Origin of the sequence: Cellvibrio chitinivorans (assembly GCF_035117775.1) — a bacterium.
Taxonomy (GTDB): domain Bacteria; phylum Pseudomonadota; class Gammaproteobacteria; order Pseudomonadales; family Cellvibrionaceae; genus Cellvibrio; species Cellvibrio chitinivorans.
This window is the reverse complement of record NZ_JAYKKN010000001.1, coordinates 1,049,186-1,068,252: the sequence shown is the minus strand read 5'-3', so window position 1 is coordinate 1,068,252 and position 19,067 is coordinate 1,049,186. Positions and strand designations below refer to the sequence as shown.

The 19,067-nt window shown below is 47.0% G+C and carries 8 protein-coding genes; all 8 read right to left on the bottom strand.

The features are described from left to right. Positions 1–13 precede the first annotated feature (13 nt). Positions 14–1,207 carry a class I SAM-dependent rRNA methyltransferase gene (locus tag SPL68_RS04490; RefSeq protein ID WP_323813874.1) on the bottom strand — a complete coding sequence of 398 codons (1,194 nt, stop codon included), beginning with the start codon at positions 1,205–1,207 and terminating at the stop codon, positions 14–16. A gap of 210 nt (positions 1,208–1,417) precedes the next feature. Then, complete coding sequence (locus tag SPL68_RS04485) at positions 1,418–4,105, bottom strand: hypothetical protein (RefSeq protein WP_323813873.1); 2,688 nt, start codon at positions 4,103–4,105, stop codon at positions 1,418–1,420. A gap of 45 nt (positions 4,106–4,150) precedes the next feature. After that, the gene (locus SPL68_RS04480; RefSeq protein WP_323813872.1) at positions 4,151–7,303 is read right to left on the bottom strand and encodes a TonB-dependent receptor; all 3,153 of its coding nucleotides are present in this window, start codon (positions 7,301–7,303) and stop codon (positions 4,151–4,153) included. 625 nt (positions 7,304–7,928) lie between these two features. Continuing rightward, a complete protein-coding gene (locus SPL68_RS04475) occupies positions 7,929–10,943 on the bottom strand; it encodes a TonB-dependent receptor (RefSeq protein WP_323813871.1) in 3,015 nt (1,004 codons plus the stop codon). 453 nt (positions 10,944–11,396) lie between these two features. Continuing rightward, positions 11,397–11,912 (bottom strand): glutathione peroxidase, encoded by a 516-nt coding sequence (locus tag SPL68_RS04470; protein WP_323814308.1) that lies wholly within the window; start codon positions 11,910–11,912, stop codon positions 11,397–11,399. Positions 11,913–12,369: 457 nt separating this feature from the next. Then, on the bottom strand, positions 12,370–13,908 hold the full coding sequence (locus tag SPL68_RS04465; protein ID WP_323813870.1) for a tryptophan halogenase family protein: 1,539 nt from the start codon (positions 13,906–13,908) through the stop codon (positions 12,370–12,372). A 127-nt stretch (positions 13,909–14,035) separates the two neighbouring features. Further along, a complete protein-coding gene (locus SPL68_RS04460) occupies positions 14,036–17,308 on the bottom strand; it encodes a TonB-dependent receptor (RefSeq protein ID WP_323813869.1) in 3,273 nt (1,090 codons plus the stop codon). 380 nt (positions 17,309–17,688) lie between these two features. Next, on the bottom strand, positions 17,689–18,849 hold the full coding sequence (locus SPL68_RS04455) for a helix-turn-helix domain-containing protein (RefSeq protein ID WP_323813868.1): 1,161 nt from the start codon (positions 18,847–18,849) through the stop codon (positions 17,689–17,691). Positions 18,850–19,067 lie beyond the last annotated feature (218 nt).

Here is a 19,067-nt window from a genome sequence, read left to right as displayed (position 1 = left end):
AACGACGTTTTTATCAGGCTAAATAGACCCGCGCAAATACCGCTTTCAAGTAATCAGTTTCAGGGATTGCCGGATGGATTGGATGATCCGGCCCCTGCCCGCCCTGCCCGATAATCTGCACATGGCGATCCAAATGGCGACCTGCCGCGCGCACGATTTCCAACAACGTATCCTTGCCCAAATGCATGGAACAGGATGCCGACACCAGCAGACCATCGCGACCGAGCAAACGCATACCCAACTCATTAATATGGCGATAAGCCGCCTCGCCTGCTTTTTGATCTTTGCGTTTTTTGATAAATGCCGGTGGGTCCAGCACCACCACATCGAAGCGTTCATCGTTGGCGATCAACTCTTTCAGCACATCAATCGCCTTGCCCTGAATTGCCGCCACGCGGTCAGCGACGCCATTAAGTTGGGCGTTTTCCAACACGGCATCACTTGCCGCTTCAGATACATCCACACAATAGACTTCGCTGGCACCAGCAACTGCGGCTTGCACGCCCCAGCCGCCAATGTAAGAGAACACATCCAATACACGCTTGCCTTGAGCATATTGCTGTAGTTGCGCGCGATTCATACGGTGATCGTAAAACCAACCGGTCTTTTGACCTGCCTGCACTGGCGCCATAAAGCGGGTGCCGTTCTCTACCAATTCAACCGAATCCGGCACTTCGCCGTAGGCAACTTGTGTGTATTCCGGCAAGCCTTCCAACACCCGCGCGCTATGTTCATTGGCGAGCAAAACACCCTGCGGATTCAGCACCTGCACCAATGCTTCTACGATTTCATCTTTCACCAGCTCCATACCGGCGCTGGCGATTTGCACCACCAAATAATCGCCAAAACGATCCACCACCAAGCCCGGCAGCAGGTCGGCATCACCGTAGATCAGACGATAAAAAGGTTCATCAAACGCCAATTCGCGCAACGCCAATGATTGCTTGATACGGTGTACAAGAAGGGATTTATTGAGCGGATATTTTTCATCGCGGCTCACCAAACGCCCGCAGATCAGACCGTTAGGATTAATCAGGGCAATGCCGAGCGGCTTGCCGCCCTGCGTTGTCACCAGCGCCTGCTGCCCCATCGAAAACGACTTGAGCGGCGCCTTGGCGGTATCCACCTCGTTGCTGTAAATCCACAAATGGCCAAGCTTCAAACGGCGATCACCTTGGGAGTTAAGAACAAGGACGGGCAGACTCATGGCAGGACTCACATAGTAAAAAGTGCGCGAATTATAAGCCTTGCGCGGATTGGGCGCTGAAATAAAAACAATCTCGCCGCGAAAAACATCAAACGCCTATAAATACGCCGCGCCGAAAGATATGCCTAGCAAGATAGCAAAAGCCCAAACATTTCTGCTTGGGCTTTTGCTTTTACCTGTCAGTCAGTTCGTCCTTGAACCCTGTAGTTTTTATTGCGCTACCGGGGTAGTCTCTGGGGTTTCAGTTTCAGGGACTAAATAGCTGCGCATTTCTGCCAAGCCGCCGGGAGTGTTGACGATCAGCTCGCCGCGTTCGGTTAGAGTTTCTGCGTTGGCAAGATCGGTTACCAGATCATAACCAGCATTTTCAGGATCTGCAGCAAACCAGGTAGACGCAAACCAACCCAGCGGATCGCTTATCACATCTGATGCGATAACCGTTGCTTGCTCTTCGGTAATAGCACCATCGACAAAGTCAACCAACACATTTTGTGAGCGATTGAAATCTACTGCGCCCAACACAACCTCCTCTGGCTCTACCGGAATCTGCCCCTCGAAGAGGATACTGCCGATAATCACTTCGTCGGTTGTTTTAAAGCCGCCAGCACCTTTACGAGCAAACATGTCGATACCTACAAATTTAGGAGTACCAACTAAATCGAAACCGGGCGGGAACGCTGGCTCAACGCTAATGGTCATCCACTCACCGTATTTCAGGTCTTCACCCGTCATATCGATTGGTGAGTTATGGTGACTCCAGTTTGAGTCCTGAAAGAACATCTGGAAGTTGAATTCAGTATCGCGCAGCGATTCAGGGATAAACACATTAACAGTGACCTTGAAGCCTTCACCCAAATTCAATGAATCCAGTGAGTTCAGGTTGTTTTTCTGCAAGCTGATACGTTCAACACCATCTTTTGAGCTAGCAGCAATCAGACCATCAGCACTTGGCGTCAGTACCGGCGATGATGGAATCTGATTGTCATCTGGCCAACCAGTATTGCCCCATCCATCGGTGCTAGTGGTGAAGTCAGAGCGATATTGAACACCAAATTCAGTCTCGGTCGCACCTGCACCCGCCGCACTCACAATTTGTAAGTTCTCGATCAGAATGGCATCGCCTTTAATTTGATCTGCAGTGAATTGACTGAATTGAATGCCCAAGCCGCTACCACCTGATGCAGCAAATTGTGCAAGCGTCGCTTCATCAGGAGTAAACGAGTAGTCATTCCACTGTCCCGGAATCAGATTCCAGGTACCCGCCCAGCCTCCGCCTGCCCAGTTAGTTGAGTTAGCCGCAAAAACGCCCATACCAAATGCGGTTATCGACGATGGTATGTAGATTCGTGCGGTCATGGTGAACGACTGAGTCAAATCAACGGTTAAACCTGCACGAGTAATTTCAAATTGATCGTCCTGAGGAATCAAAGAAATTGCTTTGGTAGTTTCGCCGTCAGCCGTTGAAATGGTTGCCGTTTTACCCTCCCACTGGGAGTTGGCCCAACCATCGGGACCGGCACTAAAGTCACTGGCATAAACCACTGCTGGGCCAGTACCCTCAACCAGTTTGAAGTTATCCATTTTGATCGGCCCAGCGACTGACGCCGGCTTATCTTGAGCAGCCAACTCCATACCTACTGCAACAACTTGGGTCATATCAAAACCCTCAGACACCCAACCAGTGGTTGGCATGTTTGCACCGATTTTGTAGGTGAAGTTGTTCCAACCGGACGATGCGGCTTTCACTTCATTCCACTGGATATTGGCGTAGTTGTCGTTCACATCGCGCAGGTAGAGTTGGTAGCCCATGGAGGCTGCACCTTCTACTGTCAGATACTCAGCATCGAGGTAGGCATCATCAAAATTGATGTCAAAACTCAGCTGGGTATTTTTCAGGTTTTGCGTTGCCGCAAATGGGAAAAGATAAGCGACTTTATCCCCTGGCCCTTGCCATTGCGGATTGACGGATACCGCCACATCGACAAACGCACCGTTAATCACCTGCTCAGCTTTAGCACCTTTTTCAACAACATCACTACCGCCCACCTCGGTGAAAATCACCGGCGCACGCTGGCTGCGAATTACGTTAACAGCGTTAGCGATTTTGGCGGAGGTGTTATAGGTTCTGCCTTTGGTGGCCAGACCAAAGATCAGGTTTTTCTCGGTATCGGCCGCTAAGAGTTCGCGCACACGATTGGCATCAAAAGCATTGAAGTCTTCGCCACAGCCAGGCGCTTCTACCACCAATGGAAACTTAAAGCCGGCTTTGCGGAAATCGCGGATCAAGGTTTTGGTGTAATCCATGTATTCGCGATAACCCGTTGAGGTAGGGTCAAAAACTTCTTTTGGACCCCAACCACGGGCGAGACTGATCATCATCATGGGCTGGAATTTATCCTGCGCAATGATCGGGCGCAGCGTGCCGAACCAGCTTGACTTGGTAATGCGCAATAGGTCTTCGCCGCTGTCCCGACAATAAAGTGCAGGGTCGTTGAGCGTCAGGTTCACAAACAAACCTTCAGCGGCAGCGCGATTCAATGCTGCCTCAAGGTTTGCTGCTGGCGTTTCTGGCGTTACCACTAGACGTATAGCGCCTGCTGATACTTTGGCAGCCTCACTAATAGCATCGAAGCGAGTGGTAGAGTCGGCGCCGTAATCCAATTCAACCCCAATTGGCAATACCTGATGAACACCGTCCGTCCACATAATTTTGGTTTCACTGGTACGCAGCACAGGTGCATTTTCCGAAGGGCGCGCTGCAGTCGGGTCTTCAGTTACCACCTCGGGAATTAACTTGTGGGTTTCAGAGTCGGAACGGCTCAACATATCGCCACCGCCACAAGCAGTTAACAAACTTGCACCGATAATCGATGCCAACAACGTCAATTTGGTTCTCATAAAATTCTCCTCAAACGGATTTATCGTTTTATGCCGCTCGATTAATTAGAAGCTCAGGTTCACGCCAGCCGAGTAGCGGGTTTCTTGTACCCACAGGCTGTGAAACTGACTCTCGTATTGGGTATAGCCTTTACGGCTTTGGCCGGTCAGGTTGGTGCCGTTAACAAACACATTCACGTTGTCGGTGATGTTGTAGGAGACGGACAAATCCAAGTAGCCCGCAGGCTCTGCCCAGTTAGCCAAGTTGAACGAGTTACCCGCCGCGTTGTTTACTCCCGCCAGACCGGTGTACTCCTCACTGCGCCAGTTGTAGGCCATACGCACATTGAGACCTTCATAGTCGTACCAGAGAATCAGGTTGGTTTGATGCTCGGAGTTGGAGACCAATGGCAATTGATTACCTTCGATATCCATATCTTCCGACTCTGAATGCGACCAGGTGTAGTTGAACTCGATACCGGTGCGATTGATGAACCAGTTATCGAACATGGTGAAGGGCTGTTTGTAGCCAAACTCCAAGCCGTACAAATCGGCTGCGCCGGTATTGCGGGTTGACCAAACAGTCGCGTAACGGTTGCGATCCATACCATCCATATCAAGGAAGTGGCGCTGCTCTTGATAGCTCTGTACCGCAGTATCTACATCGATGTAGAACAAACCCAAGCCCAAAATAGCGGATTCGTCGAAGTACCATTCGGACGACAGGTTATATACGTTAGCCATCCAAGGCTTGATATAAGGATCACCTTTATCTGAACCACCACCGATACAACCGACAGTGTCATGCACCATAGCGCCCGAGTTAGGATCAAGTATCTGAACTTGATTGCCATCTTCGTCAGTTTTCACGCAGCGACCGTACCACAGCACCATAGAGGAACCGATGGTATCCATGTCGTTAGTGGTCATGGTGCGTGCCGCGCTTGCACGCAGGATTACATCATCACGCGGGAAGAGGTTCACACTGATCGAGGGCAACAACTCAAGATAGGAGTGGTTGAAGGTCTCGGTCTCATAGACATAGGCGATTTTCTGCCAATCGTCATAACCAATCGAGTTAAATGAATCGAGCACTTCCGGTACGACACTCTTACCCACTTCACGCGCGGTATGAGCCAACTGCAAGCCCACATTGGCGTTGTAGGGGATACCGAACAAGCCTTCATCCTCATTGGCGAAGTTGAACTGCATATACGCATTCATGGTGTCTTCGGTAACCGCGTAAGTTTCACCTGGCTCATCTACCGTACGAGTACCAGGGTAGAGGCGATTCATAAACTCGTAAGGCGAGTCCCAATTGCTGGGCGCCAAAGCTGCCACGCCATTTTCAAAGCCTTTGATGGGGCCAAAATCATAAAACACGCTGGTATCAGCAGCACTAAAGCCGTTATCGACCAAACCGCCAATATCGATCAGGTTGGTATCTGTCTCAGCGAAATTAAACTTGTACCAATCGGGAAATTTTTGCCAAATCGCGTTGCCCGGCAGTAATTTGTAACGCTTATCAGCCGGAACGCGCGGGTCGTTATAGTTGGAGTAACGGCCAGTGGGAGTGACGTACCAAAACTTGTTGTAATTGGCTTCACGGCTACCGTAACGCACCCCCATTTCCATCGATTCGAAATGAGAGGCATCAAAAATAGTTTTTACATCGATGCGCGCCACATTCAGCTCGGCATCCGAGTTAAAGCCACTCGCAAAGCCTTGATACTGTTTAAGGAAGTTCGCGTCAGCAACATCACCTTCATAGGAAAAGCTCGGATAGTCACCGCGGTAATCCACCGTCATGCGGAAGCCATCTACCGGGTCTTTACCGGCGATGCCATCTTCATCTACCCATAACCAGCCGGGCGTACCCTGCTGGAATGTCGCCGCACGCTGCTGCATTTCAGCCTTGGAGTGAATCACACGAAATTTGGCTTCAAAAAACTCATGGTCGGTATAAGCCACCTCAAAGTTGGTGTTATAGGCAGCCGTTTTTTCGATAGTGTTTTTAGAGACGGATTGGAAATCACCAGCCCAGACATTAGCCAGCTGAATGGTGTTGATATCGATAGTGCGCGAATTACCTTGCGGATCAGTAACCGAAATGGATGAACCAGGCGATACAATCGAACCGGGCTTTAGGGAATTGTAAGTTTCTGCGTATGGATCAACTGGCAAGGCATTGTTAACGGGCCATGCATCTGGCGTTTGCTTGGCGTTGAATTGCGCCGACACACCGCGGTCATATTTATCCATCTCAGTGTAGAAAACGTCGCCGCGTACACTCCAGTTGTCGTTGATTTCAAACACACTGGTAAGCGTTCCGCCAAAACGTTCACGTTCAAGGAACTGACTGGTGGCAGAGAATTGCTCAGGCACTATGTACCAGTCGTTGAGATAGTCCCCATCGCCATCAAGATCATATATATCGGTAGGCGTACCGCCGGTTTGGTCAAGGAACGCGAAGGTTTGATTTTCATACATCGAGTAGTTGGCGTTGTAGCTTTCGGCAGTGTAGAGCGAGCCGATGATTGAGAAATTGTCGCCATTGTTAAACCCAGCAACCAAACCAACGTTATAGTCAGGCTCACGGCGGGATTTATCGCCATTTTCATCATATTCACGGCCAGAGTATTCGCCTGTGGCACCTTCGGCGCGAATCTTTACCGTAAACCCTTCATCCAACTTGCTTGGATCCCAGGTTTTGAGATCGACCACACCAGAAATACCCCCTACTAGGGTAGAGGCGTCTTGTGACTTGTATACATCCACGCCGGAAATCAGACCGGCAGGAATATCCGAAAAGTTAGCCTGTACGGTGTTAATACTCCAAGGGCTGAGGAATTGCTCACCGTTCAAGGTGGTCAGTACCTGCGGCATACCGCGCACGTTAAGCGAGGTCCCCTCACCTGCTTCACGCTTGATTTGCACCCCGGTCACACGCTGCAATGAGTCAGTGATGGTGGTGTCGGGCAATTTGCCTATGTCTTCGGCCACGATGGAATCCACCACCATGGTCGAATTACGTTTGATATCAATCGCTTGGGATTGGGATGCACGCACACCGGTTACAAAAACCTCTTCCACCTGCTCACCATCTGTTGGTGCTTCGGTTTCAGGCTCCTGCGCGTAAACTTGTCCGCCATACAGGGCACAGCCTATGGCCAATACCAGCGCTTTTTTTCGAGTGGATATACCGCCAGGTCTATTCATCTTGAGCTTCCTCTTTGTTGTTATCTTTTATAAGTGGTTATCTTTTATAAAAATCAGAGCTGTAGCGCTGTGCAAACCCAACAGATAGACGCAGCTGTCCCACTGGGAACAAAAGCATTCGAGAATGAGTTTTACAGCGTGAAATCTATTTTTTATTGACGAACGATTATTGTTTTTTTACTTACGGGTAGAGCGTTGTTTACTTAAGGTTAATACGACTTATTGGATTTATTAGGTGTCGATATTGAATCGAAATGTAATCGTTTTCAAGCGTGTTTTGTGATCGTTTCACGAACACTCTGGCAAGAGAGCCGTCACTGCGTCAAAAAAGTCTTAGACGATGCACTCTATATATTTGAAAAATAAGAAAAATTTAAAACCCGTCAGTAAAAAAACAAAATGTTTACTGACAAACAGGTATTGATACGCGAAAAGCGTGACGGAAACACCGCCAAAAAGAAAACGGTTTCAAATCGTAACAACGACACCAATAACAGCTCCTCGCCACAGTTTTACCTGCCAATAAAAAACGCCCAGCAGCATTACACCACTGGGCGCTTTCATTCACCCGCTTGCCTCGCCTCCAATAATGGCAGCAAGGCAAAACGGAAGATTGCACGGGTAATTACAAACGCACACGCACTCCCAAAGCCACTCGGCGCTCTTGTACCGAGAGCGAATGGAATTGGTTTTCAAACTGCGCGTAGTTGCGATAGTTGGTTTCAGTGAGGTTGGTACCTTGCAGGTACACAGTCACATTGTCGATCAGGTCATAGTTGATCGATGCATCCAAATAACCCGCAGGTTCAGTCCAGTTACCCAAGCTGATCGCCGCTTCGTTGGTGTTCAACCCCACGCGACCTTGGTAGATGTCGCTGCGCCAGTTGTAGGCGATACGCGAGCTGAGCTTGTCGCCTTGGTACCAGAGAATCGCGTTGTATTGATGCTCGGAGTTGGATTGCAGCGGGAAGCTGTTGCCTTCCAAATCTTCATCGCCCGAGTCGCTGTCGGAGTAGGTGTAGTTGAATTCCACACCGGTATTACCCCAGAGTCCAGGCAGGAAATTGAAGGATTGCTTGTAGCCCACTTCAAACCCTTTGAGGTCAGAACCGGTTACGTTTTGGGTAGTCCAGACGTTAGCCGTACGGCGCACCACACCATCGGAATCCGCATAAGCACGCGCTTCTTGCAGGGTTTCAGTAGCCGTTTCCACATCGATCAGGAACACACCAAAGCCCAAAATACCGCCTTCGGCAAAGTACCATTCGGTCGAGGCGTTCCAGTTGTCCGCGCGCCAAGGCTTCACGTTCGGGTTACCCTGATCGTTACCGCCACCGGGGCTATTGACTACTTTGTAGGTGCCATCGGCATCTTCACGGTCGCCGTCCGGGGTATACACCTTGTATTCCTGATACCACAGGGTTTCGTTTTCGCCCACATTGACCAAGTCGTTGCGACTCATGGTTTTGCCATATCCGAAACGGACGATCACATCATCATGCGGGAAGAAATTGATGTTGGCCGATGGCAATACATCAGTGAAAGAAGCATGGGTAGTTTCACTGCCGGTCGATTTGAGCATCACCTGCCAGCCCTGCGGCGAGCGCCCCAATGCGGCATCAGCACCACCACCGTAGTAAGTACCCTCCGCAGGCGTGGCACTGGCAAGGTAGGTGCTATTAACAACTTCGCGGTCAGTTTGTACGACGCGTACACCAACATTACCCGAGTAAGGCATGCCGAACAGGCCTTCATCGCTCTCAAAATTACCCTGAAAGTAAGCCGAGGTAGATTCTTCGATCACCGAGTAGGTTTTTGCCGGGTCGGCAAACTTGGTAGCACCCGGGTAGATGAAGTTCATAAAGCCGTTTACGTCGTCGAGCGATTTGGGATCGAGCGCCGCAACACCGGTTTCAAAACCATTGAAAGGGCCGAAATCATTGTAGGAAATCAGCTGGGATTTCAGATCATCAAAAGGTGCCAAGCCCAAGTCCGCGTTACCTTTGAAGTCGTTCCAGTCGGGATAACGTTGCCACACATAATCGCCCGGCAATGGTTGATACCACAGCTCTTCCGGCACATTGGAGTCAGCCCAAGTGGAGTAAACACCGGTCGGGGTCAGGTAGTCGTACTTGGTGGTATCGACATCGCGTCTATCCCAGCGCACGCCGAAATCGAAGGAATTGAACGCAGCAAATTCAAACTCGTAAGAGCCGTCTGCACGTAGCACATCCATAGTCGCTTCGTCTTTTTGGCCAATCGCAAAGGCTTGGAAAAGATTCAAGCGGTCGGTGCTGGACAGGTCATCCGCATAAGTGAAGGTTGGGTATTCACTGGTGTAATCCACGGTCACAAAGAAAGGATCAACCGGGTCATCCTGGCCATCGCCATCTTCATCAACCCAGTACCAGACGGGTGTGCCCGCTTGGAAGGTCGCCTCTTCCATCACCTTTTCTGCTTCAGAGTGCACATAGCGCACCGAGCCAGTGAAGGCGCCGCCGTTATCAAACGCCAATTCAAAATTGGTGTTCAGCGCATCGGTATGGTTTTGTTTGCTTTTGGTGGTCGCCTGAAAGTCCGGCGCTTCAACTACAGCAACTTGCAGCGAGTTGATTACGCGATCAGGCGCACCATCTACACCCGGAACAACCGCTTCAAAACTGGTTTGTGAACCGGGGCGCAGTACGTCGTAGTTGGAGTCACGGCTGCCGTTAAATTGGGTTTCAACACCGCGGTCGTATTGATCCATCTTGGTGTAGAAAGCTTCACCGGTGAAGGTCAATGAATCGCTCAGGCGCGACTGGAATGAGCCGGCAAAACCTTCGCGCTCGCGCTCCATCACATAGGCTTTGACGCCGTAGCCGCCGGGCACCAGATAGCGATCAGTTGTGGTGTTGCCGTCATTATTCAGATCGTAAGGGTCACCGCCGGAGTTGACGAAGCCCAAGCGCGAATCTTCGTACATTTGGTAGTTGGCGGCGTTAGTCACCGAGGTAAACGCACCCAAAGTAAAGCCGAAATCGCCATTGTTCCAACCCACAAAACCGTTAACGTCGTGGTTTGCATCTTTGGTGATGGAGCCTTCAGAACCTTCAACTGCAGCCGTTGCAGTCCAGCCCTCGTCCATATCCAGAGCGCGACGGGTTTTCAGATCAACCACACCAGAAATACCGCCGGCGGTGGTGGATGCCGATTGGGATTTGATGACATCCACACCGCCAATCATGGAGGCGGGAATATCGGAATAGTTAGCACCTACGCCGGTAATCGACCAAGGGCTAAGGAAAGATTCACCGTTCAGCGTAGTCAACACCTGCGGCATACCGCGTACGTTCAGGCTTGAACCTTCACCCGCAGTGCGCTGGATTTGCACACCGGTCACACGCTGCAATGAGTCAGCGATGGTAACGTCGGGCAACTTGCCGATATCTTCGGCGACAATGGAGTCAACTATCACGGCAGAGTTGCGCTTTACGTCTACCGCTGCTTTTTGCGAGCCGCGGATGCCAGTAACCACAACCTCTTCAATCAAACCGCCATCACTTCCCTCTTGAGCAAAGGCGTGAGAGCCAAACGCAGTAACCGACAGCGCAGCCACAACGGATGACAAAACCGTTTTTCTAAAGCTTGGTGTATTCATGATCTACCTCTTGGGTTATGCCTTAGCTATCGGTCCAGACAGATCAACAGCTACACGTCACCCGCCAATCAGGAGAGGTGAGAGATAGGAAAACGCCGCAGCCAATTCGATTGAAACTGATTGGGGTTGGATACTAAGGCTCTATTTTTATCGTTCACCGAAGCCTTGACCTCGGTGTGGCGCCATATTGCACAAAAATGTAATCGTTTACAAATTTTTTACAAAAAAGACGTTTCTTGAAGTTGACGAAATAGAAAGACCAAGAAAGCAGACAGAAGGAAAAATAAAAATATCCATATAAATCAATACATTAATATTTTTACAGTTAAAAATAAGGCAGAGGGAATATCTAGGAAGAATTTTTTACCATCGAAAACAACGGTAATCGTTTACAAAACGGTCACATAAAACAACATTAAAAGCGCATCCTTGCGCCTGGAAAAACTCAAATTCTTAAAGCACAGCATCTATCGCAGAGGTCAATTTCTCTGAATCCGGCTTGGTCATACTGCCGAAATACTCGACCAATTTGCCGTCCTTTCCTAGCAGATACTTGTTGAAATTCCACTTGGGTTCCTTCGACTGCTCGGCCAACGCCTTGAACAAGGCATTGGCATTTTCACCGGTGACATGGGTAGGCGCGACCATGGTAAAAGTCACCCCGTAATTGAGGTAGCAAATCTCTGCCGCTTTTTCCTCATCGGCATCTTCCTGCTTGAAATCATCGCTGGCAAAACCAACTACAACCAAACCTTTGTCTTTGTATTTTTTATGCAGCGCTTCCAGCTCTTTGAACTGGGAAGTAAATCCGCAGTGGCTGGCGGTATTCACCACCAACACCGCCTTGTTTTCCATCAAGGCACAAATATCGACTGAATCTTTTGAGTGCAATTTGCGATATTCGCCTTTCATATAATCCGGACAAGCCGAGGCCGCCCCGCTTACCAAACTCATCATCGCAACTCCCATTAAGCCAATGGATTTAATCACCGCTTGCACAGACCGTTTCACAATTCGCTCCTCCTTACAGGGCATTGATTGAATATCAACCGCAGTCTATGCCTTTTTACAAGCAGCAACCGTTAAAGTTTCGCAGCTTAACCAATCCTTACCAAAGGCAAATTCAGGGCAAAAAAAAGCCAGAACTGGGTTCTGGCAAGTCACGGGAAAACAAAATCGAATTATTTAATCAGAATCAGCGCTACAAACATCACTAACATCGCCGCATTCAATGCATAAAACGCGGGATACAAAATATTTTTTTGAATTTTTAAATTAACCATCGCCGCGTTACATCTGCTGATTCGTTAAAGTCAAATTAACACCGGAAAAATGGCGCCGCAATAACGATTTTTGGTAGGGATAAAAGTCGAACCTCCAGAAAACATCGAACGAACATAAAAATGCAGTGATTGAAAAAATAATTCTATCTACTTAAGTTTTTTCTAGCCGTGTCCGCATAATTATTAAATTCATTGATCCATTGCCTTTGTTTAATCAGTGAGTCGGCAAGAGATTTTGCTTTGATAAAATGTTCGTTTATCTTAGCCTCCACAAACCGAGAATAATCTCTTGAATTTTCAACAGCTTTAGTTGGGTAATCCATACCATAGAGCACAGCTAAATAGCTTTCTCGCTGAAAAAATTCTATTTCGGCAGCAAAGTCGTAATAAGTAGGAGAGAAACTTTTCCATAATGATAAGCGTTCCTTTAATACGTCTGAAATTTTTGCATTCTCTGTGCAATCAAACCAAAAATCACTATCGCGACGATCCGAAATAAAATAATGCATCTGGATAAAGTCAATGATTCTTTCCCAAATTTGCTCTACTCGCCTATTAACTTGCAGTGATCGCACTTCAATATCATCAAAACAATCCGGCAGCAGCTTAGCTATTAACGACGCGCATCGATCAGCAACAATGATTGAAGTCGCTTCCAGCGGCTCAACAAATCCTTGCGCCAAACCAAGAGCAATACAATTTTTTACCCAAAACTTTTCCCGATAGCCAGCATTCATAGGAATTTTTCTAACGTCACCCTCATTAAAGCTAGCTCCATGATAACGAGAAAACTCTGCTAGAGCTTCTTGCTCATTCATATGACTTGATGAATATACAAATCCTGTACCTCGACGACTGGTGAGTGGAATATCCCAAATCCATCCCGCCTTATGTGCTGTGGCTTTTGTATAAGGGAAAATATCATCCTCAGGAGCGGTTGCAACCTGTAAAGCTAGCGCCTGATCTGCAACAATTTGCTCTCTTTTATCAACTAATGGAACACCCAATGTTTTGCCAAGCAAAAGGGCGTTAAATCCACTGCAATCAATGAAAAAATCGAAATTTTCTACTTCACCATCATCGTAACCTAAGGTACTGATGAACCCTCTTTCATCCAAGTCGACTGACGATATTGTCTTTTGCTTATATAAAATTCCGAATCTTCGCTTTGCATTATCTGCCAATAAATCAGCAAATTTTTTAGCATCAAAATGATACGCATAGCTAATCACTCCCTTATACGGGGGAGAATTTCGCAATTTCGGAGATAGATTGTCTTCCGCAACACAATAACTCATCGCCAATTCCGAGAATTCGCATGGTTTATTTTTCAACCAGAAGTCTGTAGCATCTTGCCCTGCCGGATAGGGAGAATCGAATGGATGGTAAAAAAAATTGCTTTCCCGATTTTCGTTTGGCGTCATCCAGTTTATAAATTTAATGCCTGTTTTAAAAGTAGTATCACAGCGCAACAAAAAATCCGCCTCGCTAATACCGAAGCTTTCTAAGCTACTCCTAATTACGGCCACAGTTCCCTCACCGACACCAATAATAGGAATATCTTTTGATTCAATTACAGTAATACTAAATCCGGCTCTTTTGCTGAGCTCTAGTCCCATATGATTTGCAGCCAGCCAGCCAGCCGTACCACCTCCGACAATGGCAACTTTTTTTATCTTCATAGTCACACCTATAAGTTGAATTCAAATCATATAAAAACACAGCTTATCTAAAAATAATAAATAATAAAAAGCGCGCAACATTTCTGCTGCACGCTCTTCAAAACCCATTTAACAAGTAATATTGCTATTAAAAGGTTGCACGAACACTCAAAGCATAACGACGGTCAGTTGTGAAGCTCAAAGCATCCGTTTTATCACCTTCTTGATTAAGTTGATATTGAGTTTTGGTTTCTGTGTTCAGCAAGTTACTGCCTTCAAGACCCACTTTCCAATTATCATTAATCGTGTAATACAAGCTCGCATCCATCATGCCGGCAGCTTTAGCAAACGCTGGTACGAATTCTTCAGACTCACGCATAGTTAGCATGTATTCTGAACGCCAGGTGTATGCCAAACGGAATGCAATAGCATCGTATTCGTACATACCAACAATGTTCATGTTCTCGTCTGAATAGCCTTGCAATGGCAAACCAGTGAAGCTACGGAAGCTATTACGGAAATCCGTTACAGGCACACCCGCTCCATTATAGCGAATTGGCTCGGCTGGATTTTCGTTAGGATCGTTCAAGCCATCCTGATCGATATAGGTAAAGTTGAACTGCAAGCCCAAACCGCTCCAAGCACCCGGCAGCATGTCGTAGAACTGCGAATAGGAAAACTCCACACCGCGAATTGTGCCGGAGCCAGTATTGTCCGGACCGTAAGCTGATACTGGATAGGTATAACCAGCATAATCAATTTCGGAGGAAAACTGTTTATTGCGGATAATGTTGTCCAACTTTTTATTGAAGAGCCCAACAGTCAAAGAACCCGCATCCGCAAAATACCATTCTGCAGTCAAATCGTAATTAATTGATTCTTCCGGCTCCAAGAATGCATTGCGAGAGTTGGCGCTAATTTCGATATCTTCCAAATCAACAACAGGGTTATAGGTCGCACTATTTACGTCATCATTTTTTCCTGCTGTCGGATCTTGCAAAACTTCTGTGTAATCCAAGCTCACAACCATACTATTGCGAGTATCGAGCAGGCTAGGATAATAAAGCCCTTTAGATGCACCGAAACGAACGACCACATCATCAGTTACGCTCATGCTAACGTTAAAGCTTGGCAATACCGTGTTGTAATCAGTACCGTCAACTGTGCTTGGAATCGAATCGCCAGATGCCAAAGCGAAGATGCTTGGATACATTTCCTCCATCACTTGATAACGAGATTCAGTCGGAGATGTTCCGCGTCTAGATGTAGGAGGTAGCGTCATGCCACCAGTAGATTGCAATTGGTAACCAACATAACGCAAACCAAGATTACCCTTTACCGGCATAGACAAGTCGTCGAATTGGAAATCACCGCGAACATAAAACTCTGTACGCTCCTCCTTACTTGAACTGAGGTGGCGCGCTGCGAAGGAGCCATCAATACGGTCAGCAAGATCTTCATATGGAACTGCACAATTTCTAAGGCCATCTTTAACTGCCCCCATTGCATTACCCAACGCACTCCAACTACCGCAACCTTCGCGCAAAGTTTGAATGTAGTTTTTCGTCAGATCCATTTTAGGAAAGAGGAAGCTGTTATTAGCCCCTTTCAAAATATCGCCATTGTAATGATCAGCAAAACTGACACGTTCAAACAAATAACCCGCCGCTTGGGGAGAAGCATTGTAAGAGCCTTGCGCACTCCAAGGAGTTCCCAGCGCTTGCCAGCCTTCATACTCCGTATCACCCATATTGAGTTCTTTTTCTGAATAGTAGATACCAGCTTTTATAGCACTGAAGACACCATCAAAGTCATACTGAACATCAAATTTAACAGCGTCTAACTTAGCCTCGGAATAAACTTCCTGTTGCATACCAGAAGCCAAACGTAGAATTGGGTTAGTGTAAGTAACAGTTCCATTCCCAACGACTGGCGCAGCAACATCTGGCGGATAAGAAGTATTTGAACTTAAGAAAGTAAACGATGGTGTAGAGCCTCTTAGATCCAAGAAATACGGAGCATTCACAGCATTTTGATCACCATTGATACGTGAAGTTAAACCGTAGTTATGAACAGTTTGCTCAGAATCAACATGCTGATAATCAAATGACGCAGTCAAGCGATCAGTTGGTTTTAGAGTCAGATTGAACGATGTATCTTCTACAGTATTTTCGTTGTAGTTATAGCGAGAACGGAATTGCAGCGGGAAGTCACCACTAACGCCTCTACCTACGCCTGAAGTAAGGAACCCATTCTCATCGATAGTCAACGGCATACCATTAGCAGAATCATCTGACCAAGAGGTAGCAGAACCATTACCGTTCAAGAAACCACGGTCACCAGAGGCAATAACACGCTCACGCCAATCAAGTGAAGCCGTAGAGTTAATGTGCTCCAAAGTCGTAGTGATAGTTTCGTCAGCATTAGCCCACTGCAACGAGGTTGTAAAGCCAGCACGCTCACGAGTATTTTCAGCTGTACTTATGTGGAAGTTTGCAGGAATCCACCAAGTTTCACCTTCTGGTTGACCGGGCAATGGAGGGCCATCAACTGTCGCCACATGTGCGTTTTCTGGCGTAACAATATTAGCCGAAGGGCCTGTACAGTCTGGAGACCATGTCCATACATTCGGGTTATTGTTGTTAGCATCCTGAGGCACACAAGGGCTGTCATACATACCTAACACAGCCCCAGGGCCCTGCGCACCACCCCAACTATCCCAACTTGCTGCAGGCGTGTTATCAATACCACGAGCGTGGAAGTTACCCAAGCCAAAACCATCACCACGTGTTTCATACTCAGAGTAAGAACCAGAAATCAAGAAACCAAACTTGCCCGCACTCGTCTCCCATGTATCTGCAAATAAACCAGAGAAAGAAGGCGTTAACTCTTCAGCGAAATCACCATAGTTAGCTTTAGCATTGAAAGAAAGCAAACGCTCATTTGAATCGAAAGCTTTACGGGTAATCAAATTAACCGTACCAGCAATACCACCAGAGATTCTGTCAGCAGTTTGGTTTTTAGCAACCTCAACCGCCCCCAGTAATTCAGCAGGAAAATCTTCATAACTCAAACCACCCCATGGGTTAGCACTGAATGCATCGCGACCGTTGATTTCTGAACGTACACGATCCAAACCACGCACTAACACACCGGTACCCTCGTCAGCATAGTGCTTAGGATCATCTGAAGATGCAAAACGCTCGATGGTTACACCTGGAACACGTTGCAGCGCTTCAGTTACCGACTTGTCGGGCAGAGCGCCAATGTCAGAAGCTGTAATAACATCCACAACCGTGTCAGAGTTACGCTTTAATTCTTGAGCGGTATCCAAGCTGTTGCGCATACCTGTTACAACAACTTCTTCAAGATTCGCATCTTTCGAGTCTGTTTGCGCGAAAGTAGGAACACTCAGCGCCATAATTGAAACGGCCAGCAAAGATTTTTTAAATCTTGTGCGTGAAGTTTCAGATACATAGTTTTTACTTGTCATATCCAACCCCTTAGTTGTTTTCTCTCGTATTAAACCCAGGATGCGCATGCTTAATTAATAATGGTGCACATCTTATTGAGCATTCTTCCTACTACACATTTACTACTTTTTTAGAACTTATCCATTTTTCACTTGACCCTCGACCTAAAAAACACCTCAGGACAATGATCAAGCGCGAATGATTAAAATCGAAGCAGTAGCCGAATCTAACATTCGATTTTTTGCGACACCACATCAAAACAAAACTCGAACTACACACTACTAAAAGTCGAACCACGCACAACACAAACGACAACAGCGTCAAAAAATCAATGCAGATGCTGTTGTCGGTAATGACTTGGGGTAACGCCAACTGTTTTCTTAAACGCCTGATTGAAAACTGATTTGCTATTGAACCCACAGCTTTTCATGATTTCGCCTATAGGTTTTTGGCGTAACTCAGTGTCCGCTAAACGCTTTTTGGCCTCTGCAACACGATAAGTACCAATCAATTCAAAAAAATTCATATGCAATTGGCTATTGATGGTGCATGACAATAACTTGGGCGATACATTTAATTTAATCGCCAGCCGCTCTACCGTAATGTGAGGTTCCAGATAAGGTTTGTTTTGCTCCATAAAATCAGTCAATTTTTCAGCCAACTGTTGTTGCGGCTCTTCTACTGAAGGAGCTGAATCAACTGATTTTTCGATCTCTTCACAGGAAAACTCAGTTGAATGCTTTAAAAAGTAAATCAGCAATGCGCCTACATAAACTAGCAGTGCAAAACCTTCTACAGAGCCAAATACATCTGGTGGCAACAACTGAAAAAAGCGGGTTTCTATTAACCCCATAAGAACCCAGCAGTTAATCGCGAAAAAACCACCTAACAACAATCTCAACCACTGCTTATCTGTTTTATTTAAGTGGTAATGATCAGCTTGTTGCTGACGCTGGTACAGATAAAGCTGATAGAAGCAGAAGCCACTGTAAACAAATAAAACTATACGCTGCGCCCAAATCAAACCTTCAAAATAGGAGTCGCCCGCTACATGTACCCAATCGTGCACATACTGCATTTTTTGCTCTGGCGCTAGGCGATGAAAAATTTGGTAGATATAAAATGGATAGCAAGCTGCAGGTAATAAATGCAAAAGCTCAAATTTGCGCAGGGAAAAATTTCGCTTTAATGATGCACGTGTAAACCAGTACAGCAGCGGCCCCTGTAAAAAAAATACGAAACCAAATAAAAAGAAAACATTGGAAGACAACATCGACAAAGTGTCGCGCACGCTGACATTCCAATACACCAAAGTATCGAACGCACGCAAAGCACCAAAGAAAAAGAACAGAGCTAAACACTGCCAATAGATTTTATTAACGTGGCCAAGTTGTTGGGAGAAAAACAACAGGCACGCAAGCATCAACGCAAGAAAGCCGCCAAATAAAAGCGGGATGTCGTTGATATTAAACAGGGCTACTTCAACCATATCAGTCTACCGATAGCGCAGGTCATCATAGATAACGTATTTATATTTAGCGCAGTAGTAACCCAACCTCATGCCGCTGCTCTTATGGTTTCATCCCAACCATAATCCCGTGAGTCCAGCGCTATGCACTTAGTTATGAGGTTATTACCCCACGCACCTTCAATTATTGTTCGTCACCTGAGTAGCAAGAAGAACCCGCTACCCGTCCAACTTATATA

What these genes read in the sequence shown, in the direction of transcription:
- SPL68_RS04490 (WP_323813874.1), bottom strand. Translation starts at nt 1,207, where the DNA reads ATGAGTCTGCCCGTCCTTGTTCTTAACTCCCAAGGTGATCGCCGTTTG.
- SPL68_RS04475 (WP_323813871.1), bottom strand. Translation starts at nt 10,943, where the DNA reads ATGAATACACCAAGCTTTAGAAAAACGGTTTTGTCATCCGTTGTGGCT.
- SPL68_RS04455 (WP_323813868.1), bottom strand. Translation starts at nt 18,849, where the DNA reads ATGGTTGAAGTAGCCCTGTTTAATATCAACGACATCCCGCTTTTATTT.
- SPL68_RS04470 (WP_323814308.1), bottom strand. Translation starts at nt 11,912, where the DNA reads ATGGGAGTTGCGATGATGAGTTTGGTAAGCGGGGCGGCCTCGGCTTGT.
- SPL68_RS04465 (WP_323813870.1), bottom strand. Translation starts at nt 13,908, where the DNA reads ATGAAGATAAAAAAAGTTGCCATTGTCGGAGGTGGTACGGCTGGCTGG.
- SPL68_RS04460 (WP_323813869.1), bottom strand. Translation starts at nt 17,308, where the DNA reads ATGGCGCTGAGTGTTCCTACTTTCGCGCAAACAGACTCGAAAGATGCG.
- SPL68_RS04485 (WP_323813873.1), bottom strand. Translation starts at nt 4,105, where the DNA reads ATGAGAACCAAATTGACGTTGTTGGCATCGATTATCGGTGCAAGTTTG.
- SPL68_RS04480 (WP_323813872.1), bottom strand. Translation starts at nt 7,303, where the DNA reads ATGAATAGACCTGGCGGTATATCCACTCGAAAAAAAGCGCTGGTATTG.